Here is a 20,508-nt window from a genome sequence, read left to right as displayed (position 1 = left end):
CCGTGCCTACGCCTCGCGTGCGCCCACGTACATCTCCTCGATGAGGCTCTTGTACGCGCGCTCGACGACCGGCCGCTTGAGCTTGAGGCTCGGCGTCAGCTCGCCGTGCTCGACGTCGAGGTCGCGCGGCAGCAGCCGGAACTGCTTGATGGTCTGCCAGCGCTGCAGCCCCGCGTTGAGCCGCTTCACATAGCCGTCGATGAGCTCCACGGCCTGCGGGGACGCGACCACGTCGGCGTACGGCTTGCCCGCCAGGCCGTTCTCGGAGGCCCAGCCGAGGATGGTCGGCTCGTCGAGGGCGATCAGGGCGGTGCAGTAGTTACGGTCCGCGCCGTGCACCAGGATGTTCGAGACGAACGGGCACACCGCCTTGAACTGTCCCTCGACCTCCGCCGGGGCGACGTACTTGCCGCCCGACGTCTTGATCAGGTCCTTCTTGCGGTCGGTGATCCGCAGGTAGCCGTCCACCGAGAGCTCGCCGATGTCGCCGCTGTGCAGCCAGCCGTCGGCCTCCAGCACCTCGGCGGTCTTCTCCGGCTGGCGGTGATAGCCCTCCATGATGCCGGGGCCGCGCAGCATGATCTCGCCGTCGTCCGCGATCCGTACCTCGGTACCGGGGAGCGGCTTGCCGACCGTGCCCGTGCGATAGGCCTCGCCCGGGTTGACGAAGGAGGCGGCGCTGGACTCGGTGAGCCCGTAGCCCTCCAGGATGTGAATGCCGGCGCCGGCGAAGAAGTAGCCGATCTCGGGGGCGAGCGCCGCGGAGCCGGAGACACAGGCGCGGAGCCGGCCACCGAAGGCCTCGCGGATCTTGGCGAAGACCAGGGCGTCGGCGACCTTGTGCTTGGCGCCGAGGCCGAACGGGACCGAGACCGTGCCGGTACGCCGGAAGTTGTCCTGGGACACCTTCGCGTACTCGCGGGCGACCCCGGCCGCCCACTGGAAGATCTTGTACTTGGCGCCGCCACCGGCCCGCGCCTTGGACGCGACCCCGTTGTAGACCTTCTCGAAGATACGGGGCACGGCGGCCATGTACGTCGGCTGGACCACCGGCAGGTTCTCGATGATCTTGTCGATCCGGCCGTCGACGGCGGTGACATGGCCGACCTCGATCTGGCCCGAGGTGAGGACCTTGCCGAAGACGTGCGCGAGCGGCAGCCAGAGGTACTGGACGTCGTCCTCGTTGATCAGGCCGGTCGCCACCGTGGCCTTGGCCATGTACGACCAGTTGTCGTGCGGCAGCCGCACACCCTTCGGGCGGCCGGTGGTGCCCGAGGTGTAGATCAGGGTGGCCAGCTGGTCGGCGGTGATCGCGTCGACCCGCTCCTTGACCGCGCCCGGGTTCTCCGCCAGGAGCTCGGCGCCGCGGGCCTCCAGATCGGCCAGCGAGAGCACCCAGCCCTCGGGGTCGGCCGCGTCGGGCTCGACGCCGTCCGGGTCGATGACGACGACATGGACGAGGTTCGGCAGGTCCGCGCGGCGCTCGCGGGCCTTGGCCAGCTGGCCGGCGTCCTCGGCGATCAGCACCCGGCTCTCGGAGTCGGCAAGGATGAACGACGATTCCTCGGCGTTCGTCGACGGGTAGATCGTGGTCGTCGCGGCGCCCGCACACATCACACCGAGGTCGGCGAGGATCCACTCGACGCGGGTGGCGGAGGAGAGCGCGACCCGCTCCTCCGGCTCCACCCCCAGACCGATGAGCCCTGCGGCGATCGCGTACACGCGCTCCGCGGCCTGTGCCCAGCTCAGCGACTTCCATTCGTCGGCGCCCTGTCCGGTGGCCGAGGGGACCGGGTAGCGGTAGGCCTCGCCGTCCGGAGTCGCCGCAACGCGGTCGATGAAGAGGGTCGCCACGGAGGGCGGTCGGTTATCGATCAGGGTCTGTGTGTCGCTCACGACATCCTCCGGGCCTGCGGCAGTGCTTCACGACCGGTTGTTTGGTTGCTGCGTGCTGCTGCTTGATCCTGCTTACGTGCGTCCGTCTGCGTGCTGATCCTGTGTGCGCGATTCCGCTTGTTTAACTCGCGAGTAACTACGAGCCGTGATCAGGGTAGAGCGCGCACGTCCGCCGCGTAAGAGGCAATCGGACGCCGCTTCATAACAAACGGACCCCCACGCCGCAGGGTGCTGCGACGCAGGGGTCCGTTGGGGCTACCACCGAGTAGGGGCAGCAGGGCTCAAGCCGGGGCAGAAGCGGAGATCCGGCGGGACTACTTCTTGCCCTTGCTCTCGCCGCCCGACTCGTCGGTGGACAGCACGGCGATGAAGGCCTCCTGAGGCACCTCCACATTGCCGACCATCTTCATCCGCTTCTTGCCTTCCTTCTGCTTCTCCAGCAGCTTCCGCTTACGGGAGATGTCACCGCCGTAGCACTTGGCGAGGACGTCCTTGCGAATGGCGCGGACGGTCTCACGGGCGATGACCCGGGAGCCGATGGCCGCCTGGATCGGCACCTCGAAGTTCTGCCGCGGGATGAGCTCGCGCAGCTTGGCGACGAGCCGCACGCCGTACGCGTACGCCTTGTCCTTGTGCGTGACCGCGGAGAACGCGTCGACCTTGTCGCCGTGCAGCAGGATGTCGACCTTGACGAGCTGGGCGGACTGCTCGCCGGTGGGCTCGTAGTCGAGCGAGGCGTAACCCCGCGTCTTGGACTTCAGCTGGTCGAAGAAGTCGAAGACGATCTCGGCGAGCGGCAGGGTGTAGCGGATCTCGACCCGGTCCTCGGAGAGGTAGTCCATGCCGAGCAGGGTGCCGCGCCGGTTCTGGCAGAGCTCCATGATCGAGCCGATGAACTCGCTGGGCGCGAGGATCGTGGCGCGCACGACGGGCTCGTGCACCTTGTCGATCTTGCCTTCGGGGAACTCGCTCGGGTTGGTGACGATGTGCTCGCTGCCGTCCTCCATGTCCACGCGGTAGACCACGTTGGGGGCGGTGGCGATCAGGTCGAGGCCGAACTCGCGCTCCAGGCGCTCGCGGATCACGTCGAGGTGGAGCAGACCGAGGAAGCCGACACGGAAGCCGAAGCCGAGGGCGGCGGAGGTCTCCGGCTCGTACACCAGGGCGGCGTCGTTGAGCTGGAGCTTGTCGAGGGCCTCGCGCAGGTCGGGGTAGTCCGAGCCGTCGAGCGGGTACAGACCCGAGAACACCATCGGCTTGGGGTCCTTGTAGCCGCCCAGCGCCTCGGTCGCGCCCTTGTTCAGGGAGGTGATCGTGTCACCGACCTTGGACTGCCGGACGTCCTTCACACCGGTGATGATGTAGCCGACTTCGCCCACACCGAGACCGTCGGCCGGGGTCATCTCCGGGGAGGAGACACCGATCTCCAGCAGCTCGTGGGTGGCGCCGGTGGACATCATCTTGATGCGCTCGCGCTTGTTGAGCTGGCCGTCGACGACACGGACGTACGTGACGACACCGCGGTACGAGTCGTAGACCGAGTCGAAGATCATCGCGCGGGCGGGCGCGTCGGCCTTGCCGACGGGCGCCGGGACGTCCCTGACCACCCGGTCCAGCAGGGCGTCCACACCGATGCCGGTCTTCGCGGAAACCTTGAGGACGTCCTCGGGCTGGCAGCCGATGAGGTTGGCCAGCTCCTCGGAGAACTTCTCCGGCTGCGCGGCCGGCAGGTCGATCTTGTTGAGCACCGGAACGATGGTGAGGTCGTTCTCCATCGCCAGGTAGAGGTTGGCCAGCGTCTGGGCCTCGATGCCCTGCGCGGCGTCGACCAGCAGGATCGTGCCCTCGCAGGCGGCGAGCGAGCGCGAGACCTCGTACGTGAAGTCCACGTGGCCCGGCGTGTCGATCATGTTGAGGACATGGGTGCTGCCCTGGCCGTCGCCCGTCGTGGGCGCCCAGGGCAGACGTACCGCCTGGGACTTGATGGTGATGCCGCGCTCGCGCTCGATGTCCATCCGGTCGAGGTACTGAGCGCGCATCTGCCGCTGGTCGACCACACCCGTCAGCTGAAGCATCCGGTCGGCAAGGGTCGACTTGCCGTGGTCGATGTGCGCGATGATGCAGAAGTTGCGGATCAGCGCCGGGTCGGTACGGCTCGGCTCGGGCACGTGGATAGGAGTCGCGGGCACGCAGGGTCCTGATTCTTGAGACGCCGAACGCCGTGTCTCGGGTCGATGTCGGGTCGGTCGGATCGTTACGTAGCTTCCATCGTCCCACGCCCGCGGGGCAGAGACCGGTTTGGGCCGGTCGGAGCGCGGCTGGTACCGTTGACAGCTGTGCTTCGTGGCCCTTTCGGGCGGCGGCGCGCACATCGAAGATCCAACGAACCTGAAAAGGCTCTTTCGTGGCGAACATCAAGTCCCAGATCAAGCGGAACAAGACGAACGAGAAGGCGCGCCTGCGCAACAAGGCCGTCAAGTCCTCGCTCAAGACCGCGATCCGCAAGGCCCGTGAGGCTGCCGCTGCGGGCGACGTCGAGAAGGCCACCACGGCCGTTCGCGACGCTTCGCGCGCGCTCGACAAGGCTGTCTCGAAGGGCGTCATCCACAAGAACGCCGCCGCCAACAAGAAGTCGGCGCTGGCCTCCAAGGTTGCCGCCCTCCAGGGCTGAGCTTTCTGATGTAACCGCCGGAACGGACCAACGGGCCCTCTCTCCCGCCCCTGCCCGGCCCCCGCGCCGCACACCGAACCTGCGTTCGCCACGCGGGTGCGGCGCACCGAGCGTGAATCCGAGGCCCCGGCCATCGCCCTCCCCAGAGCGACAGCCGGGGCCTTCGGCATGCCCTGTCGCAAGGCCGCCGGAAGTCCTTGGACGGGGTCTCCCCCGCTCGAACGAAGTTGAGAGCTCGAAGAAGGAGCTACCAGGGCTTTCGGCCGACGCGGAAGGGGGTCCCCCTGGCCCTCAGGCCTTGGCGGAGGGCGTGCCGGGCGGCGCGACGGGGCAAGGCTTGCCGGGAGGGGTACTCACTGGCGCCGCCCGGCCCTCGCTGCCCGCGCAACAGCGACCACTGCCTTCTCCAGGGCGTACTCGGGGTCGTCCCCGCCGCCCTTCACGCCCGCATCCGCGTCCGCGACCGCCCGCAGAGCCGCCGCCACCCCGTCCGGTGTCCACCCTCGCATCTGCTGCCGCACCCGGTCGATCTTCCACGGCGGCATGCCCAGCTCACGGGCGAGATCCGCAGGCCGGCCGCCGCGCGCCGAGGACAGCTTGCCGATCGCCCGTACGCCCTGCGCCAGCGCACTGGTGATCAGCACCGGCGCCACCCCGGTCGACAGCGACCAGCGCAGGGCCTCCAGCGCCTCCGCGGCCCGCCCCTCCACCGCCCGGTCGGCGACCGCGAAGCTGGACGCCTCCGCACGACCGGTGTAGTAGCGCCCGACGACCGCCTCGTCGATCGTGCCCTCGACATCCGCGACCAGCTGCGACACCGCGCTCGCCAGCTCCCGCAGATCGCTGCCGATGGAGTCGACGAGCGCCTGGCACGCCTCGGGGCTCGCGGAACGCCCCAGCGCCCGGAACTCCGACCGGACGAACGAGAGCCGCTCGGCAGGCTTCGTGGTCTTCGGGCAGGCGACCTCCCGCGCACCCGCCTTGCGCGCCGCGTCCAAAAGCCCCTTGCCCTTGGCGCCACCCGCGTGCAGCAGGACGAGTGTGATCTCCTCGGCCGGTGCGTCGAGGTACGCCTTGACGTCCTTGACCGTGTCGGCGGAGAGATCCTGCGCATTGCGCACGATCACCACCTTGCGCTCGGCGAAGAGCGACGGGCTCGTGAGCTCGGCAAGGGTGCCCGGCTGGAGCTGGTCGGAGGTGAGGTCGCGGACGTCCGTGTCGGCGTCGGACGCGCGGGCCGCCGCCACCACCTGCTGCACCGCACGGTCGAGGAGGAGGTCCTCCTGGCCCACGGCGAGCGTGAGGGGGGCGAGCGGATCGTCGGTGGAATTCCTTCTGGTGGCCATCGCCGTCCAGCATCCCACGCCCCTCCGACAGCCCGGCTTCGACGCCTCTCCCCGCACCCGTCGCCGTACCGGAGAATGGGCAGGTGAGCGATGTGAGACATGTACTGGTGCTGCCCGACCGCGATACCGCGCAGGAGGTGGCCGTGGAGCTCGCCGACCGTTTCGGAGTCGCCGAGGAACCTCAGCTCGTACGCGACGCGCTGGCCGGCGAGGACGACGCGGAGGACGCCCAGTGGCTGCTGGTCGTGGAGGACGCGGACGGCCGGCTCGACCCATCGGCACTCGACGAACTGGCGGCGGAGTACGAGGGCTGGCTGGAGGCGCCCTAGTTGTTCTGTTCCGCCGGACACCACCCAGCCGCGGCGGTCCCGGCCCGCAGCACCCCCGGGACTCAGCCCTTGGGGACGATCTGGATGTCCATGTCGATGGCGATGCTGGAGCCGACGGCGGCGATGCCGCGGGCCAGCATGGTCTGCCAGGTGAGGGTGAAGTCCTCACGGTGCAGCTCGGTGGTGGCCCGGCAGGCCGCCCTGGTCTCCCCCTCGAGACCGTTGCCGAGGCCGAGGTACTGGGTGTCCAGCATCACGGTACGGCTGACGCCGTGAAGGGTGAGCGCGCCGCTCACGCCCCAGCGGCTGCCGCCCCGGTGAACGAAACGGTCGCTGTAGAACTCCATCGTCGGATAGCGCCCGACGTCGAGGAAGTCGCCGGACCGCAGATGGTCGTCGCGCATCTGCACGTTGGTGTCGATCGACGAGGCGTCGATGATCACGTGCATGGCGGAGTCCTCCATGCGGTCGGCGATCCGTATCGCACCTGCGAATGTGTTGAATCGGCCATGGATACGGGCCAGCCCGATGTGGCGTGCCGTGAAGCCGATCTGGGAGTGGTTCGGCTCGATCTCCCACTCACCGGGGTCGGGCAGCTGCGGAGGTGCGGCCACCTGGAGCATGACGTCCCCGAGTCCCGCGTGGCCGCTCTCGGAGACCGTGGCCGAACCGTGGAACGGGGTGAAGCCCTCGGCCGTGACAGCCAGCCGGTAGTCACCTGCCGGCACGGTGGCGAGGACGTTCCCGAAGGGGTCCGTCTCACCGCCGACGACCTTGCGCCCTGCACTGTCCGTGACGACGAACTCAGCCTGCTGAACAGCCTCGTTGACCGGATCGAGGACGCGGCAGCTGAGGACTCCCGCAGTGCGCGGCACCGTGAGTCCCGCCAACGGGTTGCCCTGCGCCGCACTCGTTGCTTTCTTGCTTCCCAGCCAACGGCCGAACATCTTCACGTACCCCCGGGGGAGATTCACCTTGGGGCCGAACGGCTGGACGTCGTTGTCGGAGCAGCGGCCCGCCGACGAGCATGCATTCGATCACTCTTGGGGTGTTCGAGGCAAACGGAGGGACTGTGAGCGGCTTGGGTGGAGGTGTTACCGAAGGTCCGAATTGAATGTTCCGTTTGTGCGCTTCAGCCGTTGCGTCCGAAAATCTCAACCTGATGGACCGTGGGCAACCGGTGGAGACGCAGCCCGAAGTGTTCACGGTAGGCGTCGAGCACCTCGGCGTCCGTGGCCAGCGGCACCTCGCGGCGTTCGCCACGCACGGTCGTGACGAGCGTGCGGCCGCTCAGGGTGACCCGGCCCTCGTCGGTGAGCCGGGAGCAGACCACGGACCGGGTGAAGTGGGAGGCGGGCGAGGTGCAGTGGTACCAGGCGCCTGCCCGAAAGTCCGCAAGAGCACGGGGCCGCAGATCCAGCCGGAACTGCAGCGCCCCGTCACGCAGTACATCGAGATCCCCGGCACCGGCTCCAGCGGCGCCGTCGCCGTCCTCGGCGTCGGGCGTCTCCCGGATCCGGAACGTACCGCTCGGATCCTCCTGGTCCGTGCGGTCGTCGAGTGCGAGCGGGTGGCGGGCGTGGTCGCCGAAGCCGACATCGACGAGCCAGGGGCCGGTGCCGTCGTCGGTCTCGACGCGCAGCGCGAGATGGTCGTACGGGATGCCGAGCCGTCCGCCGTCCCCGTAGACGCGGGCCTGGAGGAGGGTGACGCGGTAGCCGAGGGCCCGGAGCAGCGCGGCGAAGGTCGCGTTGAGTTCGTAGCAGAACCCGCCGCGCCGGGCCCCCACCACCTTGTCGAGGAGCGCGTTTTCGTCCAGCACGATGTCTTCGCCGAGATGGATCGACAGGTTCTCGAAGGGCACGGCGGTGAGGTGTCGCAGCTGCAGCTCGCGCAGAGCGGCGGCGTCGGGACGTGCGGGACGGTGGGCGCCGATGCGGTCAAGGTACGCGTCGACGGTCTGCGGCGATTGCGGGTCCATGGCCGAAGTCTGTCCGGGAGCCCTGCGGCACGCCATGAGCCGGTGGTCCTGGGACCGCCGACCGAGGAGTGGCATTGCCCGCTCTCGCCAGTGCGGCGACCGGAAAGGCTTGCCCCCCTACGCGGTCAGGGCATGGCGGGAGGTGAACGAACTGGCCGAGCGCGAGCTGATGGCCAAAGGCGCCTGGCTGATCTGACGATGCGACACCTCGCCAGGCGATCGGGCAGAGGCCGCCGAGACGGGACACGGTCTGCCACGGCGCGGCCGGACGGGGCGCGGCCGGCCGGATGGTGGTCATGAGCTCCCGACCGCTCGCAGCCGCGACCCGGCGCCCGTCACCGCGATCGCGCCGTCCAGGTCCGTGCGCAGCACCACCGCTCCCCCGTCCCTCAGCGCCTCGACGGTCCGGGCCGCCGGGTGGCCGTACGGGTTGTCCCTGCCCACACTCACCAGGGCGAGCCGCGGGCGCGCGCTGCGCAGCAACGCCGGGTCCTGGTGGGTGGATCCATGATGGGCGACCTTGAGGACGTCCACCCGTGGAAGCGCCGGGTACTGGCGCAACAGCCTTTGCTGGGATGCCGGTTCGAGGTCACCGAGGAGCAACAGGCTCAGTCCGCCGGTCCGGACGAACAATGTGACACTGGCGTCGTTCGGCTCATCCGGTACGAGGCCTGCCGTCGCGCCTCCCGCCGGCCACAGAACTCGCCAGTCGAGCGTACCGATGCGGCGGCGCTCCCCCGCTGCCGCCCGTACCAGAGGGACCCGCGCCGCGGCGGCTGTTCTGCCTACGAACGCCGCCTGGTCCGGTGGTTCGTCCAGACTCGTCGTCTGGATCGCGCCGACCGCTCTGCCCCGCAACACGCCGGGCAGCCCCCGGACATGATCGGCATGGAAATGCGTGAGCAGCAGAAGCGGCACCCTGGTGATGCCCAGGTCACGCAGGCAGCGGTCAACCAGACGTGGATCGGGGCCGGTGTCGATCACCACGCCCTCGCCGTCCCCCGACGCAAGCACCATGGCGTCGCCCTGACCCACATCGCACATCACGAACGCCCAGTCCGGCGGCGGCCACCCCGTCAGTACCCGGGTGAGCGGCGCCGGGCGCAGCACCGCGAGGACCAGAAGCAGTGCGGCAGCCGAACAGACCCATGGGTGACGCGCGATACGGCGGGCGGACAGAGTCGCCAGGGCCGTGAGGGCGGTCAACAGGAGCGCTCCCCGCCAGCCGTCGGGCCAGTCGATCTCCGCCCCGGGAAGAGCCGCCCCGGTGCGGGCCACCGAGGCGATCCATCCGGCCGGCCAGCCCGCGATCCGGGCGAGCAGCTCGGCCACGGGCATGGCCACCGGTGCCGCGGCGAGCGCGGCGAACCCGAGGACGGTGGCGGGCGCAACCGCGAACTCGGCCAGCAGGTTGCACGGAATCGCCACCAGACTGACCCGCGAGGCGAGCACCACGACGACGGGCGCGCACACCGCCTGCGCCGCGGCGGCCGCACCCAGCGCCTCGGCGAGCCGGGGCGGCACCCGCCTCCGTTGCAGCGCGGCACTCCATCGCGGGGCGACCGTGAGCAGGGCGCCGGTCGCCAGAACGGAGAGGACGAAGCCATAACTGCGCGCCAGCCACGGGTCGTACAGCACGAGCAGCAGAACGGCGGCGGCCAGTGCGGGAATCAGCGAGCGGCGGCGGCCCGTACCGATCGCGAGCAGTGTGATCAGTCCGCAGACCGCGGCGCGCAGCACGCTCGGCTCCGGTCGGCACACCAGGACGAAGGCGAGCGTGAGTCCGCCGCCGAGCAGCGCGGTCATCCGCAGCGGGATGCCCAACCGGGGTGCCAGGCCACGGCGTTCGGCCCGGAGCGCGGCGCCGGGCGGTCCGATGAGCAACACGAGCAGGATCGCCAGGTTGGCACCGGAGACCGCCATCAGGTGCGTGAGGTCGGCTGCTCGGAACGCCTCGTGGAGTTCGGGGGTGACCCTGGAGGTGTCGCCGACGACCAGCCCCGGCAGCAGCGCCCGCGCATCGGGATCCAGCCCGTCCGTCGCGCGTCGCAGGCCCGCGCGCAGTTCGCCCGCTGTGCGCTGGAGAGGAGTCGGCGGCCCGGTGACGCGAGGCGGCCCCTTGCCGTCCGGACGCAGGACCGCGGCGTTGCGTTGCCCGCTGTGCAGCGGTGGCGCGAGTCGGCCGCTCACGTGCAGCCTCGTGGACGGCAGCAGCCGCTCCCATCGCGCCGCCGAACCGGAGGGCGACACGATCAGCAGCACCGGGGTGCGGAGACGGGTGGTGGCACCGCCGGGTGCCGTGAGCCCGGTGATCTCGGCGTCCAGGAGGAGGGCGGCCGGGGCGCTGTGGTCGCCTTGGACCTGGGGGCGGGTCCGGCGTGCGTCGGACGTGACCGTCACCTCCGCCTCGACCCTCGCGAAACGGTCGGCCAGACCGGGTACGGGCCCCCGCCGTGCGTCCGCGCCGTGCAGGCCCGCCGCCGTCGCTCCGGCCGCCGCGCAGAGCAACGCCGCGGCGGCCGCGGTGGCATGGAGCCTGTGCCGGTTCTGTCCGGCGCTGCCTCCACCGCCCTCGCAGTCCCGGTGGTCGGCGGGCCGAGCACGCGCTGCGCGGGTCGCCGAGGCCCGTGAGACACCGAGGAGTACCAGGGCGGCGACGAGGCAGAGCGCCGTCCCCGCGGCCGTCCAGCGCCAGGGCGCACCCACGGCGAGCGCCGCGGCGGCCCAGGCCGCGAGGGCCGGCGGGACCAGTCGCAGATCGACCGGGCCCTCCTGTCGCGGGTCGGCGGCGCCAAGCCGTCGGCCCGACGCCGTATGGACGTCCGGTGGGACGTGCGGGCGGGTCATGGCCGTACAAGCGGTTGGAGATCGGCGAACCGGCGGTCGCCGATCCCGTTGACCTCACGGAGTTCGTCGACGGAACGGAAGCCGCCGTGCTGGGCGCGGTAGTCGAGGATGTGCTGGGCGAGGACCGGACCGACGCCGGGCAGGGTGTCCAGCTGTTCCACGGTCGCGCCGTTGAGGCTGACCGGACCGGTCGCAGGGCCACCACGGCCGCCCGTGCCGGCACCGCCCTGGGCACCGGGGACGAGTGGCCCGGGTGGCGCGCCGACCACGACCTGTTCCCCGTCCAGCAGCACCCGCGCCCGGTTGAGCCCGGTGATGTCCACGCCCGGCCGGGCCCCGCCCGCCGCCCGCAGCGCGTCGGCCACCCGCGCTCCTGACGGCAAGGGGTAGATGCCCGGCCGCCGCACCTTGCCGCTGACGTCGACGACGATCCGCCCGTCCGGTCCTGGGGTGGCCGGTGGTCCGGGTGACGGATCGGGGGTACGGACGGGATCCGTCGTCGGGTCCGATGTCGGGGCGTGCGCGCGCTCGTTGACCGGATCGGGCGCCCGTACGGTCTGGGGCCGTGCGGACCGGAAGTGGACCGCTGCGAAGACTGCGGCAGCCACCAGGACAACGGCGAGCGCGGCAAGGGTTCGCGGCTCCAGACCGCACCTGAGCCGCAACCACATCGGGAGCCGCTCCCGCACCGCGGGCACCATCCGCTCCCACCGCCCCGGCGCGGCCGGAGCCGGCTCGGCCACCCGCGCCGGCTCGTCGGACGGCGCGGCACTCCCCGGACGAGGAACTGCCGGGGCCGGTGCGGGGACCGTGTCCGGGGTCGGGGCCCACGCCCCCGTCACCGACCGGTCCGCACGTCCTCCGTACGCCCCTGCCATGAGCGCGTCCGCACGTCGCCGCGAAGCGGCGGCGACCACGGCGGCGCGCCCCCGCGAAGGCCGTCGTCGCCCGGGTCCGGAACCGGGATCAACGCCTTGGCCCGCACCGGGCCTGCGTCGGTCCCGCACGTCCGAGGCCGCAGCGCGGCCGGGTCCACTTCCGCTGCTTGCACGATGTGATCGGGGAGCCATGCCTCATGACGCTAGGCACATGGGCCCGAGCCCGCTGAGCAGGCCCGTATCCGGTGGACAACCGACCGGTTGTGGATATCTCGCTCACTCCCAGGAGTGAGATCAACGCGGCGAAACCACTGCTCCCAGCAGACCCGGGCCGGTGTGCGCACCGATCACGGCACCCACCTCGCTGACATGCAGTTCGGCCAGTCCCGGAACTCGCACGCGCAGCCTCTCGGCCAGTCGCTCGGCGCGCTCGGGCGCCGCCAAGTGGTGCACGGCGATGTCCACCCGGCCCGTTCCCGCCCGCTCGACGACGATCTCCTCCAGCCGTGCGATCGCCTTCGAGGCCGTCCGCACCTTCTCCAGCAGCTCGATCCGGCCGCCGTCCAGCTGCAGCAAGGGCTTCACCGCGAGCGCCGACCCCAACAGGGCCTGGGCCGCGCCGATGCGTCCACCGCGGCGGAGATAGTCGAGCGTGTCGACGTAGAAGTACGCGGAGGTGCCCGCGGCCCGCTTCTCGGCGGCCGCGACCGCCTCGTCCAGGCTGCCGCCCCCCTCTGCCGTCTCCGCCGCCGCCAGGGCGCAGAATCCCAGGGCCATGGCCACCATCCCGGTGTCCACGACCCGCACCGGCACCGGAGCGTCCTTCGCGGCGAGCAGCGCGGCGTCGTACGTACCCGAGAGCTCGGCCGAGAGGTGCAGCGAGACGATGCCGGCTGCGCCCGCCTCGGCCGCCGCCCGGTATGCCGCGGCGAAGACCTCGGGGTTGGGCCGGGATGTCGTCACGGGCCGTCGCTTCTGGAGCGCCAGCGCGAGGGAGCGGGCCGAGATCTCGGTGCCCTCCTCCAGCGCCTGATCGCCGAGGACGACGGTCAGCGGCACTGCGGTGATGCCGTGCCGCTCCATCGTCTGGGGCGGCAGGTGGGCCGTGGAATCGGTGACGATCGCGACATGGCGGGACATGAGCGGGAGGTTACCTGCCGGGGCGGTGGCTCGGCAGTCCGCCCCCGAGCGAGTGATCAGATCCGATCGCTTCAGGGCGCATCCTGCCACCCCTGTCACGTCGGTTCGAGCCTGACGCGACGGCCACACGCCTCGGCACGCCCGGGGCCCGACGGCCCGCACACGTGCGCACCGTGCCCACAACCGCCCATATGCCGGACCGAAGGCCCCGGTCGGATCCGCTCCGTCGCCTCAGTTCGTCGTCTCGGGCCGCGCGGCCTTCTGCCACGGATAGCCCGTCTGCCCCCGAGGATCCCGAGCCGTGAGCGCCTCCGGCCCCTCCTCGCCGACCGGCGCATTCCACGCCCTGCCGTCCCCACCCGGGCACGCCCCCGCACCGGCGCCGGCCGGCCCGTCGGTCCGGGCGTCCGCCCCCGCCGAAGACTCCGCGGGCTCCTCCACCGTCCAGTGCCGCAAGGCCCCCGCCTCCACGTCGATCTGCGTGTTCAGCGCCGCCAGATCGTCGTCGGCGAACCGCCGTGCCCGGTCGCGCGCGGCCCACCGCAGCGACTCCGCGGAGTGCGTGATCCGCTGCGTGCGCTGCTTCAGCCCGGGCAGCAGTGAGGCGACCGTCGCCCGGTCGGGCTCGCGCTCCAACCGCTTCAGCTCCTCGTCGAGCTCCCGCCCGTGGACGCTCAGCCGCTGGAACAGCCCCAGCGACTCCGACAGCGAGGCGTCCTCGGCCACCCCTGTCTGCAGCGCCTCCTGTGTGGCCCGCATCGACGTGCGCAGCGTGAGCCGGAGCTGCGCCAGCTCGCCGGCCACACCCGGCTGGCCATAGCTCTTCGCCCGGAGGGTGGTGTCCTCGACGGTGCGGCGTGCCTGCGTGATCGTGCGGTCCACGCCACGCTTCGCCGCGCCGATGGCCTTGACGCTCACATAGATGCCCAGGGCCACGAACGCGACAAAGAGCAGCCCCAGGATCAGGATCACGGCTTCCATGACGCCCCTCGATGTCGATTCGGCCGGCGAGTACCGGCCCCTCAACCGTAAACGGAACGGGCAGGCCGCGGGTTCCGTCGGAACCCCCAACCTGCCCGTAGGGGAAAGCCCTCACACCGCCGTACGACAACCGGCGGTCAGCCGCAGACCCGGCCCGTCACGCGGGGACGATGTTGACCAGCTTCGGCGCCCGCACGATCACCTTGCGGATCCCGGCCCCGTCCAGGGCCGCGACCACCGCCGGGTCGGCCAGGGCCAGCGCCTCCAGATCCTCGTCCGAGATCGACGGGGAGATCTCCAGCCGCGCCTTGACCTTGCCCTTGACCTGCACCACGCAGGTCACGGTCTCGTCCACGACGTAGGCCGGATCGGCGACCGGGAAGTCCTGGTGCACGACCGACTCGGTGTGGCCCAGCCGGCGCCACAGCTCCTCGGCGATGTGCGGCGCCAGCGGCGCGACCAGCAGGACCAGCCGCTCGGCGACGGACCGGGACAGCGGGCCGCCCACCTTGGTCAGGTGGTTGTTCAGCTCGGTGACCTTGGCGATGGCGGTGTTGAAGCGCATCCCGGCCATGTCCTGGCCGACACCGTCGACGGCCTTGTGCAGCGCGCGCAGCGTGTCCTCGCCGGGCTCGGTGTCCACGACGGTGACCTCACCGGTCTCCTCGTCGACGATGTTGCGCCACAGCCGCTGCAGCAGTCGGTACTGGCCGACGACGGCGCGCGTGTCCCACGGACGCGACACGTCCAGCGGGCCCATCGCCATCTCGTACAGACGCAGCGTGTCCGCTCCGTACTCGGCGCAGATCTCGTCGGGCGTGACGGCGTTCTTCAGGGACTTCCCCATCTTGCCCAGGACGCGGCTGACCTTCTCGCCCTGGTGGTAGAACGTGCCGTCGCGCTCCTCGACCTCGGCCGCCGGGACCGCGATGCCGCGGCTGTCCCGGTAGACGAAGGCCTGGATCATGCCCTGGTTGTACAGCTTGTGGAACGGCTCCGCCGACGAGATGTGCCCCAGGTCGTGGAGGACCTTGGACCAGAAGCGGGCGTACAGCAGGTGCAGTACGGCGTGCTCGGCGCCGCCCACGTACAGGTCGACACCACCGGTCGGCTGACCCTCGCGCGGCCCCATCCAGTACTGCTCGATCGCCGGGTCGACCAGCTTCCGGTCGTTGTTCGGGTCCAGGTAGCGCAGCTCGTACCAGCAGGAACCGGCCCAGTTGGGCATGGTGTTGGTCTCGCGGCGGTACTTCTTCGGGCCGTTGCCGTCGCCCAGGTCCAGCGTGACGTTGACCCAGTCCGCGTTCCGGGACAGCGGAGTCTCGGGCTGGGTGTCGGCGTCCTCCGGGTCGAAGGTGCGCGGCGAGTAGTCGTCGACCTCCGGCAGCTCCAGCGGCAGCATCGACTCGGGCAGCGGGTGGGCGATGCCGTCCTCGTCGTAGACGATCGGGAAGGGCTCGCCCCAGTAGCGCTGGCGGCTGAACAGCCAGTCACGCAGCCGGAAATTGACAGTCCCCTCGCCCAGGCCCTTCGCCTTCAGCCACTCGGTGATCTTCGCCTTGGCGTCGACGACACCCAGGCCGTCCAGCGAGATCTCGTCGTTGGCGGAGTTGACCAGCTTCGCGTCGTAGGAGGCGAACGCGTCGTCCCACGTGGAGGTGTCCGTACCGCGGTCGTCCGACGGCTCGACAACGCAGCGCATCGGCAGCTCGAAGGCGCGCGCGAACGCGAAGTCGCGCGCGTCGTGCGCCGGTACGGCCATGATCGCGCCGGTGCCGTAGCCCATCAGGACGTAGTCGGCGATGAAGACGGGCACCTTCTCGCCGCTGACCGGGTTGGTCGCGTACGCGCCGGTGAAGACACCGGTCTTGTCCTTGGCCTCGGCCTGGCGCTCCACATCGGACTTGGCGGCGGCCTGCTTGCGGTACGCGGTGACGGCTTCGGCCGGAGACGCGTGCCCACCGGTCCACACCGGGTGGGTGCCCTCGGGCCAGGCGGCCGGAATGACCCGCTCCACCAGCTCGTGCTCGGGCGCCAGCACCATGTACGTGGCACCGAACAGGGTGTCCTGGCGCGTGGTGAAGACGGTGATGTCACCGGCGCCGTCGACCGGGAAGTCGACGCGCGCGCCCTCGGAACGCCCGATCCAGTTGCGCTGCTGCAGCTTGATCGCCTCGGGCCAGTCCAGCCCGTCCAGGTCGTTCAGCAGCCGGTCGGCGTAGGCAGTGATGCGCATGTTCCACTGGCGCAGCTTGGCCTTGAAGACCGGGAAGTTGCCACGCTCGGAACGGCCGTCGGCCGTCACCTCTTCATTGGCCAGCACGGTGCCCAGGCCCGGCGACCAGTTGACGGGGGCGTCGGAGGCGTACGCCAGGCGGTACTCGCCCAGGACGTCGGCGCGCTCGGCGGCGCTCAGCCCGCTCCAGTCGCGGCCGTCCGGGGTCGGGCGCTCACCGTTCTCGAACTGCGCGACCAGGTCGGCGATCGGCCGGGCCCGGTCCGCCTCGGTGTCGTACCAGGAGTTGAAGATCTGCAGGAAGATCCACTGGGTCCACTTGTAGTATTCCGCCTCGATCGTCGCGAACGAGCGGCGCTTGTCGTGGCCCAGACCCAGCCGGCGCAGCTGGGACTTCATGTTGACCATGTTGGCCTCGGTGGAGGCGCGCGGATGCGTACCGGTCTGTACGGCGTACTGCTCCGCCGGCAGGCCGAAGGCGTCGAAACCCAGGGTGTGCAGCACGTTGTGCCCGGTCATGCGCTGGTGCCGGGCGAAGACATCGGTGGCGATGTAGCCCAGCGGGTGACCGACGTGCAGGCCCGCACCCGAGGGGTACGGGAACATGTCCATGATGAACTTCTTCGGCCTGGCGGCCAGCTCCGCATCGCCCGCCAGATCGCCGGTCGGGTTCGGCGCCTCGTACGTGCCGTGGGCGTCCCAGAAGTCCTGCCAGCGTGCCTCGATGTCGGCGGCCATCGCCGCCGTATAGCGGTGCGGCGCAGCCACGTCGACTGCGGAATTCGTCTCGCTCATGATCCTCAAAGCTCCATCGATCGTCATCTGCCAGCGCTTACGGAAACGAAAAAGCCCCTCGCACAGGAGGGGACGCCGCGCCGATTCCAACCAGGCATTCACACCGGTCGGGACTGATCAGCGCGGCTCGCTAAGCAGAAGGCGTACGGCACGCATGGCGTCAGGGTACCGCACGGGCCCGGAGCGCAGCCGGACGATTCCGCTCCGTGGACGACGGCGGACGGCCGGGGCGCCGGCGAGGCGGCGACGGAGCACGCACGGGGCCACGGCGGAACGTCCGGGAAGCGGGGGTTACTCCGCGTAACGCCCTCTATCGGGGCAACCGCTCAATCGTCGTACTGGCCGGTATGGAGCGACCTAGCATGCGGCAACGGGACCGCTTTGCCGAACCTTTCGGAGTCGCCCCCATGAACCCTCATCGCAAGATCCGCTCATCCCCCACCTCGAGCGCCGGAGCGAGCCGCCCGGTACAGGGCGGTCTGACCGCCGCCGTGATGGTTCTCACCCCTCTGCTCGCCGTCGCAGGGAGCGACGACTTGCGCGCCGCACTCGACTTCACGACCGGTGTCCTGTCGCTGGTCTCGCTCACCGCAGCCGTGGCCTGGGGCCTGATCGCCACCGACCGGCTGTTCCTGTCCTCACGGCAGCGACTGCTCGGCCAGGGCATCCACCGGGCCGCCGCCACCGCCTCGCTGGGCTTCCTGCTCCTCCATGTCACCGTGAAGGTCGCGCTCGGACATGTGGCACTGCTCGGCGCCCTCATCCCCTTCGGCCTCGGCGTGAGCGGGACGGCCGGGCTGATCGGCTTCGGCTCACTGGCCGGGCTGCTCATGGTGGTCGCCGCGGCGACCGGCGCCCTGCGCAGCGCCTTTGCCACCCCGGGCCGGACAGCGGGGCGCTGGCGCGCCCTGCACGCACTGTCCTACCCGGCGTGGTGCGCCGCGCTGATCCACGGGCTGTACGCGGGCCGGCCGCCCGCGACCTGGGTCGTCGTGATGTACAGCCTCTCGCTGCTCGCGGTGGCCGCCGCCCTGTGCCTGCGGCAGCTGCCGCCCCCGGTGAAGCGCCGGATCAGCGAGCTGATCGCCGCTCCGGTCAAGCCGGATGCTCTCGCCTCCGAACCGGACCCGGTGCTCCGCGAGACCCTGCTGCCCGGCGCCGCGCGCGTCGCTCCGGCCGGACAGGGGACGCTCAGTCGGGAGGATCTCGGCCGGGAGCAGCTGATCCGTGACGAGCGCGCCTACGGCGGCACGGGCCTCGACGGGCTCGGACAGGACCCGTTCGGCACCCCGCTTCCGTCATCCTTCGACCGCCCGCGCGCGCCCCTCTCCGCGCCTGCCGCGCCGCTGTACGAGGCGCCACCCCGCAGTTCCGAACGTGTCGACCCGGACCCGGTCGGCAGACCCGCCCGTACAGGCCCCGGCCCGGGGATATCCGCTGCCTACCGGGCGGTCTCACGGGCCGCCGGGACCACGGTCCCGGTGCCGGGGCCCAGCCCCCGGCAACCGTCCGCACGCTGGCCCGCCCCGTCACCCGCACCACCGGCCCGGGCACAGACCCAGTCGTTCCGTCCCCCGTACGAGCCCGCCCAGGAGCATCCGTACGACCCGTACGCGGCCGATGTGCCCACCGGCCCGCTGCCCGCCGTCGACGAGACCGCGCCACTGCCGGGGCCGCTCTATCCACCCCCTGCCGGAGAACCCTGGCAGGCACCCGCAGGAGACCGACCGTGAACCTCCCCCTCCCCGACGTGCCCGAAGTCCGTGTCGTCGGCCTCCCCCAGCTGACCACCGGATTCGACCTGGTGGAGCGGCTCGACCTCGCCATGCATCTGAAGGTGCACGGACCGCTGGAACCGATGACCGGAGAGCGGCTCGCGGAGCTGGCCGAGACCGTCTCGCTGCGCGGCCGGGGCGGTGCGGGCTTTCCCTTCGGAAGGAAGCTGCGGGCCGTCGCCAAGGCGTCCATCCGGCGCGGGGTGCGCCCCGTCGTCGTGATCAACGGAAGCGAGGGCGAACCCGCCTGCCGCAAGGACACCGTCCTGCTGAACCGCGCCCCGCACCTCATCCTGGACGGCGCCCTCCTGGCGGCCGAGGCGCTCGGCGCCCGGACGCTGATCGTCGCCGTCACGCGTAACTCCACGGAGATCTCCATACGCTCCGCCCTCGCCGAGCGGGGCTTGTCCGACCGGCGCGGACAGCAGCTGCGGGCACGCGTGGTGCGCACGCCCGAGCGGATGGTCTCCGGCGAGGCATCGGCCGTCATCAGAGCGGCGGGCGGCGGACCCGCCCTGCCGCCCGGCCGTCGCAAGCGGGCCGCGGAATCGGGAGTCGCCGGCGCCCCGACGCTGCTGTCGAACGCGGAGACGTACGCGCAGCTCGCCGTCGCGGCCCGGATCGGTCCCCGCCGCTACGGGCACACCGGCCTGCCGGACGAGCCCGGCACGGTGCTGCTCACCCTCTCCGGCGCCGTCTCGCGCCCGATGGTCATCGAGGTGCCCACAGGTGTGCCCCTGCGGTACGTGCTGCAGTTGGCCGGGGCACCACCACTGCCCCAGGGCGTGCTGACCGGCGGCTACCACGGCACCTGGATCGACGCGATGGCCACGCACGACGCCGTCGTCTCCCGGGCGTCCCTGGCGGCGGCGGGCGGCGCGCTGGGCGCGGGCGCGATCCTGCCGATCGGGCCCGAGACCTGCCCGATCGGGGAATCGCTGCGGATCGCGAACTGGCTGGCCGCCGAGACAGCGGGCCAGTGCGGCCCCTGCAAGCTGGGGCTGCCGGCCGCTGCGGGCGGACTCTCCGACGTCCTCAACGGCGGCGGTCCCGCGGCCCTGGAGGCGCTGCGCGAGGTCACCCAGGCGGTCAAGGGCCGGGGAGCCTGCAAGCATCCGGACGGGTCGGCCCGCTTTCTGGCCTCGACCCTGTCCGCGTTCACGGACGATCTGGCCGCCCATGTCCTGGGCGGCGGCTGCGGCCGGGAGACGCTCGGAGTGCTCCCGCTGCCCGCGCCCGGCCACCAGGACCTGGAGGAGTCCATCCCGAGCGGCGAGAAGCTGGCAGTGGACTGGACGCTCTGCAAGGGCCACGGGCTCTGTGCGGACATCGTCCCGGAGCTGATCAGACTGGGCCCCGACGGTTATCCCGCGCTCGCGGACGCCGCGGTTCCGATGCATCTGCGGGGGCGCGCACAGCGAGCCGTGCGCCGGTGCCCGGCGCTGGCACTCCGCATCGAACAGCCGCCCGCGGAACGACCCGCGCTGCCGTCGGGCGTCGGCCGGAAGGCTCTCGGCAGCGGCCGCAGTTGACGTGCCGACCGCAATCGACCCGCACAGACAGGAAGCGGGTCATCCGATTCGGATGACCCGCTTCCTGTTACTTCCCTGTGGAGCTAAGGAGAATTGAACTC

The 20,508-nt window shown here is 71.1% G+C and carries 14 protein-coding genes; 4 read left to right on the top strand and 10 right to left on the bottom strand.

The window, feature by feature from the left end; all coding sequences use genetic code 11:
* Positions 1-6: 6 nt before the first annotated feature.
* Together ACFU6I_RS38200 and lepA are read right to left on the bottom strand one after the other, a co-directional pair.
* Positions 7-1,896, bottom strand: a complete 1,890-nt coding sequence (locus ACFU6I_RS38200) for an AMP-dependent synthetase/ligase (RefSeq protein ID WP_384375873.1) — start codon at positions 1,894-1,896, stop codon at positions 7-9.
* Between the two features lie 314 nt (positions 1,897-2,210).
* A complete protein-coding gene (lepA, locus tag ACFU6I_RS38195) occupies positions 2,211-4,085 on the bottom strand; it encodes a translation elongation factor 4 (RefSeq protein ID WP_345512769.1) in 1,875 nt (624 codons plus the stop codon).
* 215 nt (positions 4,086-4,300) lie between these two features.
* Here lepA and rpsT point away from each other — a divergent pair, with 215 nt between their 5' ends.
* On the top strand, positions 4,301-4,567 hold the full coding sequence (gene rpsT, locus ACFU6I_RS38190) for a 30S ribosomal protein S20 (RefSeq protein WP_030921110.1): 267 nt from the start codon (positions 4,301-4,303) through the stop codon (positions 4,565-4,567).
* A 353-nt stretch (positions 4,568-4,920) separates the two neighbouring features.
* Here the strand turns inward: rpsT and holA are convergent, their stop codons facing one another.
* Positions 4,921-5,913, bottom strand: a complete 993-nt coding sequence (holA, locus tag ACFU6I_RS38185; RefSeq protein WP_384375869.1) for a DNA polymerase III subunit delta — start codon at positions 5,911-5,913, stop codon at positions 4,921-4,923.
* Positions 5,914-5,996: 83 nt separating this feature from the next.
* Here holA and ACFU6I_RS38180 point away from each other — a divergent pair, with 83 nt between their 5' ends.
* Positions 5,997-6,242 (top strand): hypothetical protein, encoded by a 246-nt coding sequence (locus tag ACFU6I_RS38180; protein ID WP_384375866.1) that lies wholly within the window; start codon positions 5,997-5,999, stop codon positions 6,240-6,242.
* A 62-nt stretch (positions 6,243-6,304) separates the two neighbouring features.
* On the opposite strand, the gene ACFU6I_RS38175 is transcribed toward ACFU6I_RS38180, so the two are convergent.
* The 7 genes from ACFU6I_RS38175 to leuS all read right to left on the bottom strand — a co-directional run bounded on the left by ACFU6I_RS38175 (position 6,305) and on the right by leuS (position 17,100).
* Positions 6,305-7,189 carry a YceI family protein gene (locus ACFU6I_RS38175; RefSeq protein ID WP_384375885.1) on the bottom strand — a complete coding sequence of 295 codons (885 nt, stop codon included), beginning with the start codon at positions 7,187-7,189 and terminating at the stop codon, positions 6,305-6,307.
* 185 nt (positions 7,190-7,374) lie between these two features.
* Positions 7,375-8,223 (bottom strand): arylamine N-acetyltransferase, encoded by an 849-nt coding sequence (locus ACFU6I_RS38170; RefSeq protein WP_384375863.1) that lies wholly within the window; start codon positions 8,221-8,223, stop codon positions 7,375-7,377.
* A gap of 294 nt (positions 8,224-8,517) precedes the next feature.
* The gene (locus tag ACFU6I_RS38165) at positions 8,518-11,070 is read right to left on the bottom strand and encodes a ComEC/Rec2 family competence protein (protein WP_384375860.1); all 2,553 of its coding nucleotides are present in this window, start codon (positions 11,068-11,070) and stop codon (positions 8,518-8,520) included.
* Positions 11,067-11,813: a helix-hairpin-helix domain-containing protein gene (locus ACFU6I_RS38160; RefSeq protein ID WP_384375857.1), complete on the bottom strand. Its 747-nt coding sequence runs from the start codon at positions 11,811-11,813 to the stop codon at positions 11,067-11,069. Before ACFU6I_RS38160 ends, ACFU6I_RS38165 begins: the two co-directional genes overlap by 4 nt.
* A 429-nt stretch (positions 11,814-12,242) precedes the next feature.
* Entirely contained in the window at positions 12,243-13,088 is an 846-nt protein-coding gene (locus ACFU6I_RS38155; protein ID WP_384375853.1) for a DegV family protein, read from the bottom strand.
* 231 nt (positions 13,089-13,319) lie between these two features.
* Entirely contained in the window at positions 13,320-14,069 is a 750-nt protein-coding gene (locus tag ACFU6I_RS38150) for a hypothetical protein (RefSeq protein ID WP_384375850.1), read from the bottom strand.
* Positions 14,070-14,226: 157 nt separating this feature from the next.
* Positions 14,227-17,100: a leucine--tRNA ligase gene (gene leuS / locus ACFU6I_RS38145; protein ID WP_384375847.1), complete on the bottom strand. Its 2,874-nt coding sequence runs from the start codon at positions 17,098-17,100 to the stop codon at positions 14,227-14,229.
* A 407-nt stretch (positions 17,101-17,507) separates the two neighbouring features.
* On the opposite strand from leuS, the gene ACFU6I_RS38140 reads away from it, so the two are divergent.
* Together ACFU6I_RS38140 and ACFU6I_RS38135 are read left to right on the top strand one after the other, a co-directional pair.
* Positions 17,508-18,833: a hypothetical protein gene (locus tag ACFU6I_RS38140; RefSeq protein WP_384375843.1), complete on the top strand. Its 1,326-nt coding sequence runs from the start codon at positions 17,508-17,510 to the stop codon at positions 18,831-18,833.
* Positions 18,830-20,407 carry an NADH-ubiquinone oxidoreductase-F iron-sulfur binding region domain-containing protein gene (locus tag ACFU6I_RS38135; protein WP_384375840.1) on the top strand — a complete coding sequence of 526 codons (1,578 nt, stop codon included), beginning with the start codon at positions 18,830-18,832 and terminating at the stop codon, positions 20,405-20,407. Before ACFU6I_RS38140 ends, ACFU6I_RS38135 begins: the two co-directional genes overlap by 4 nt.
* Positions 20,408-20,508: the final 101 nt, after the last annotated feature.

This window comes from Streptomyces sp. NPDC057486 (genome assembly GCF_042802415.1).
GTDB classification, from domain to species: domain Bacteria; phylum Actinomycetota; class Actinomycetes; order Streptomycetales; family Streptomycetaceae; genus Streptomyces; species Streptomyces yanii.
This window is presented reverse-complemented; position numbering and strand designations above follow the sequence as displayed.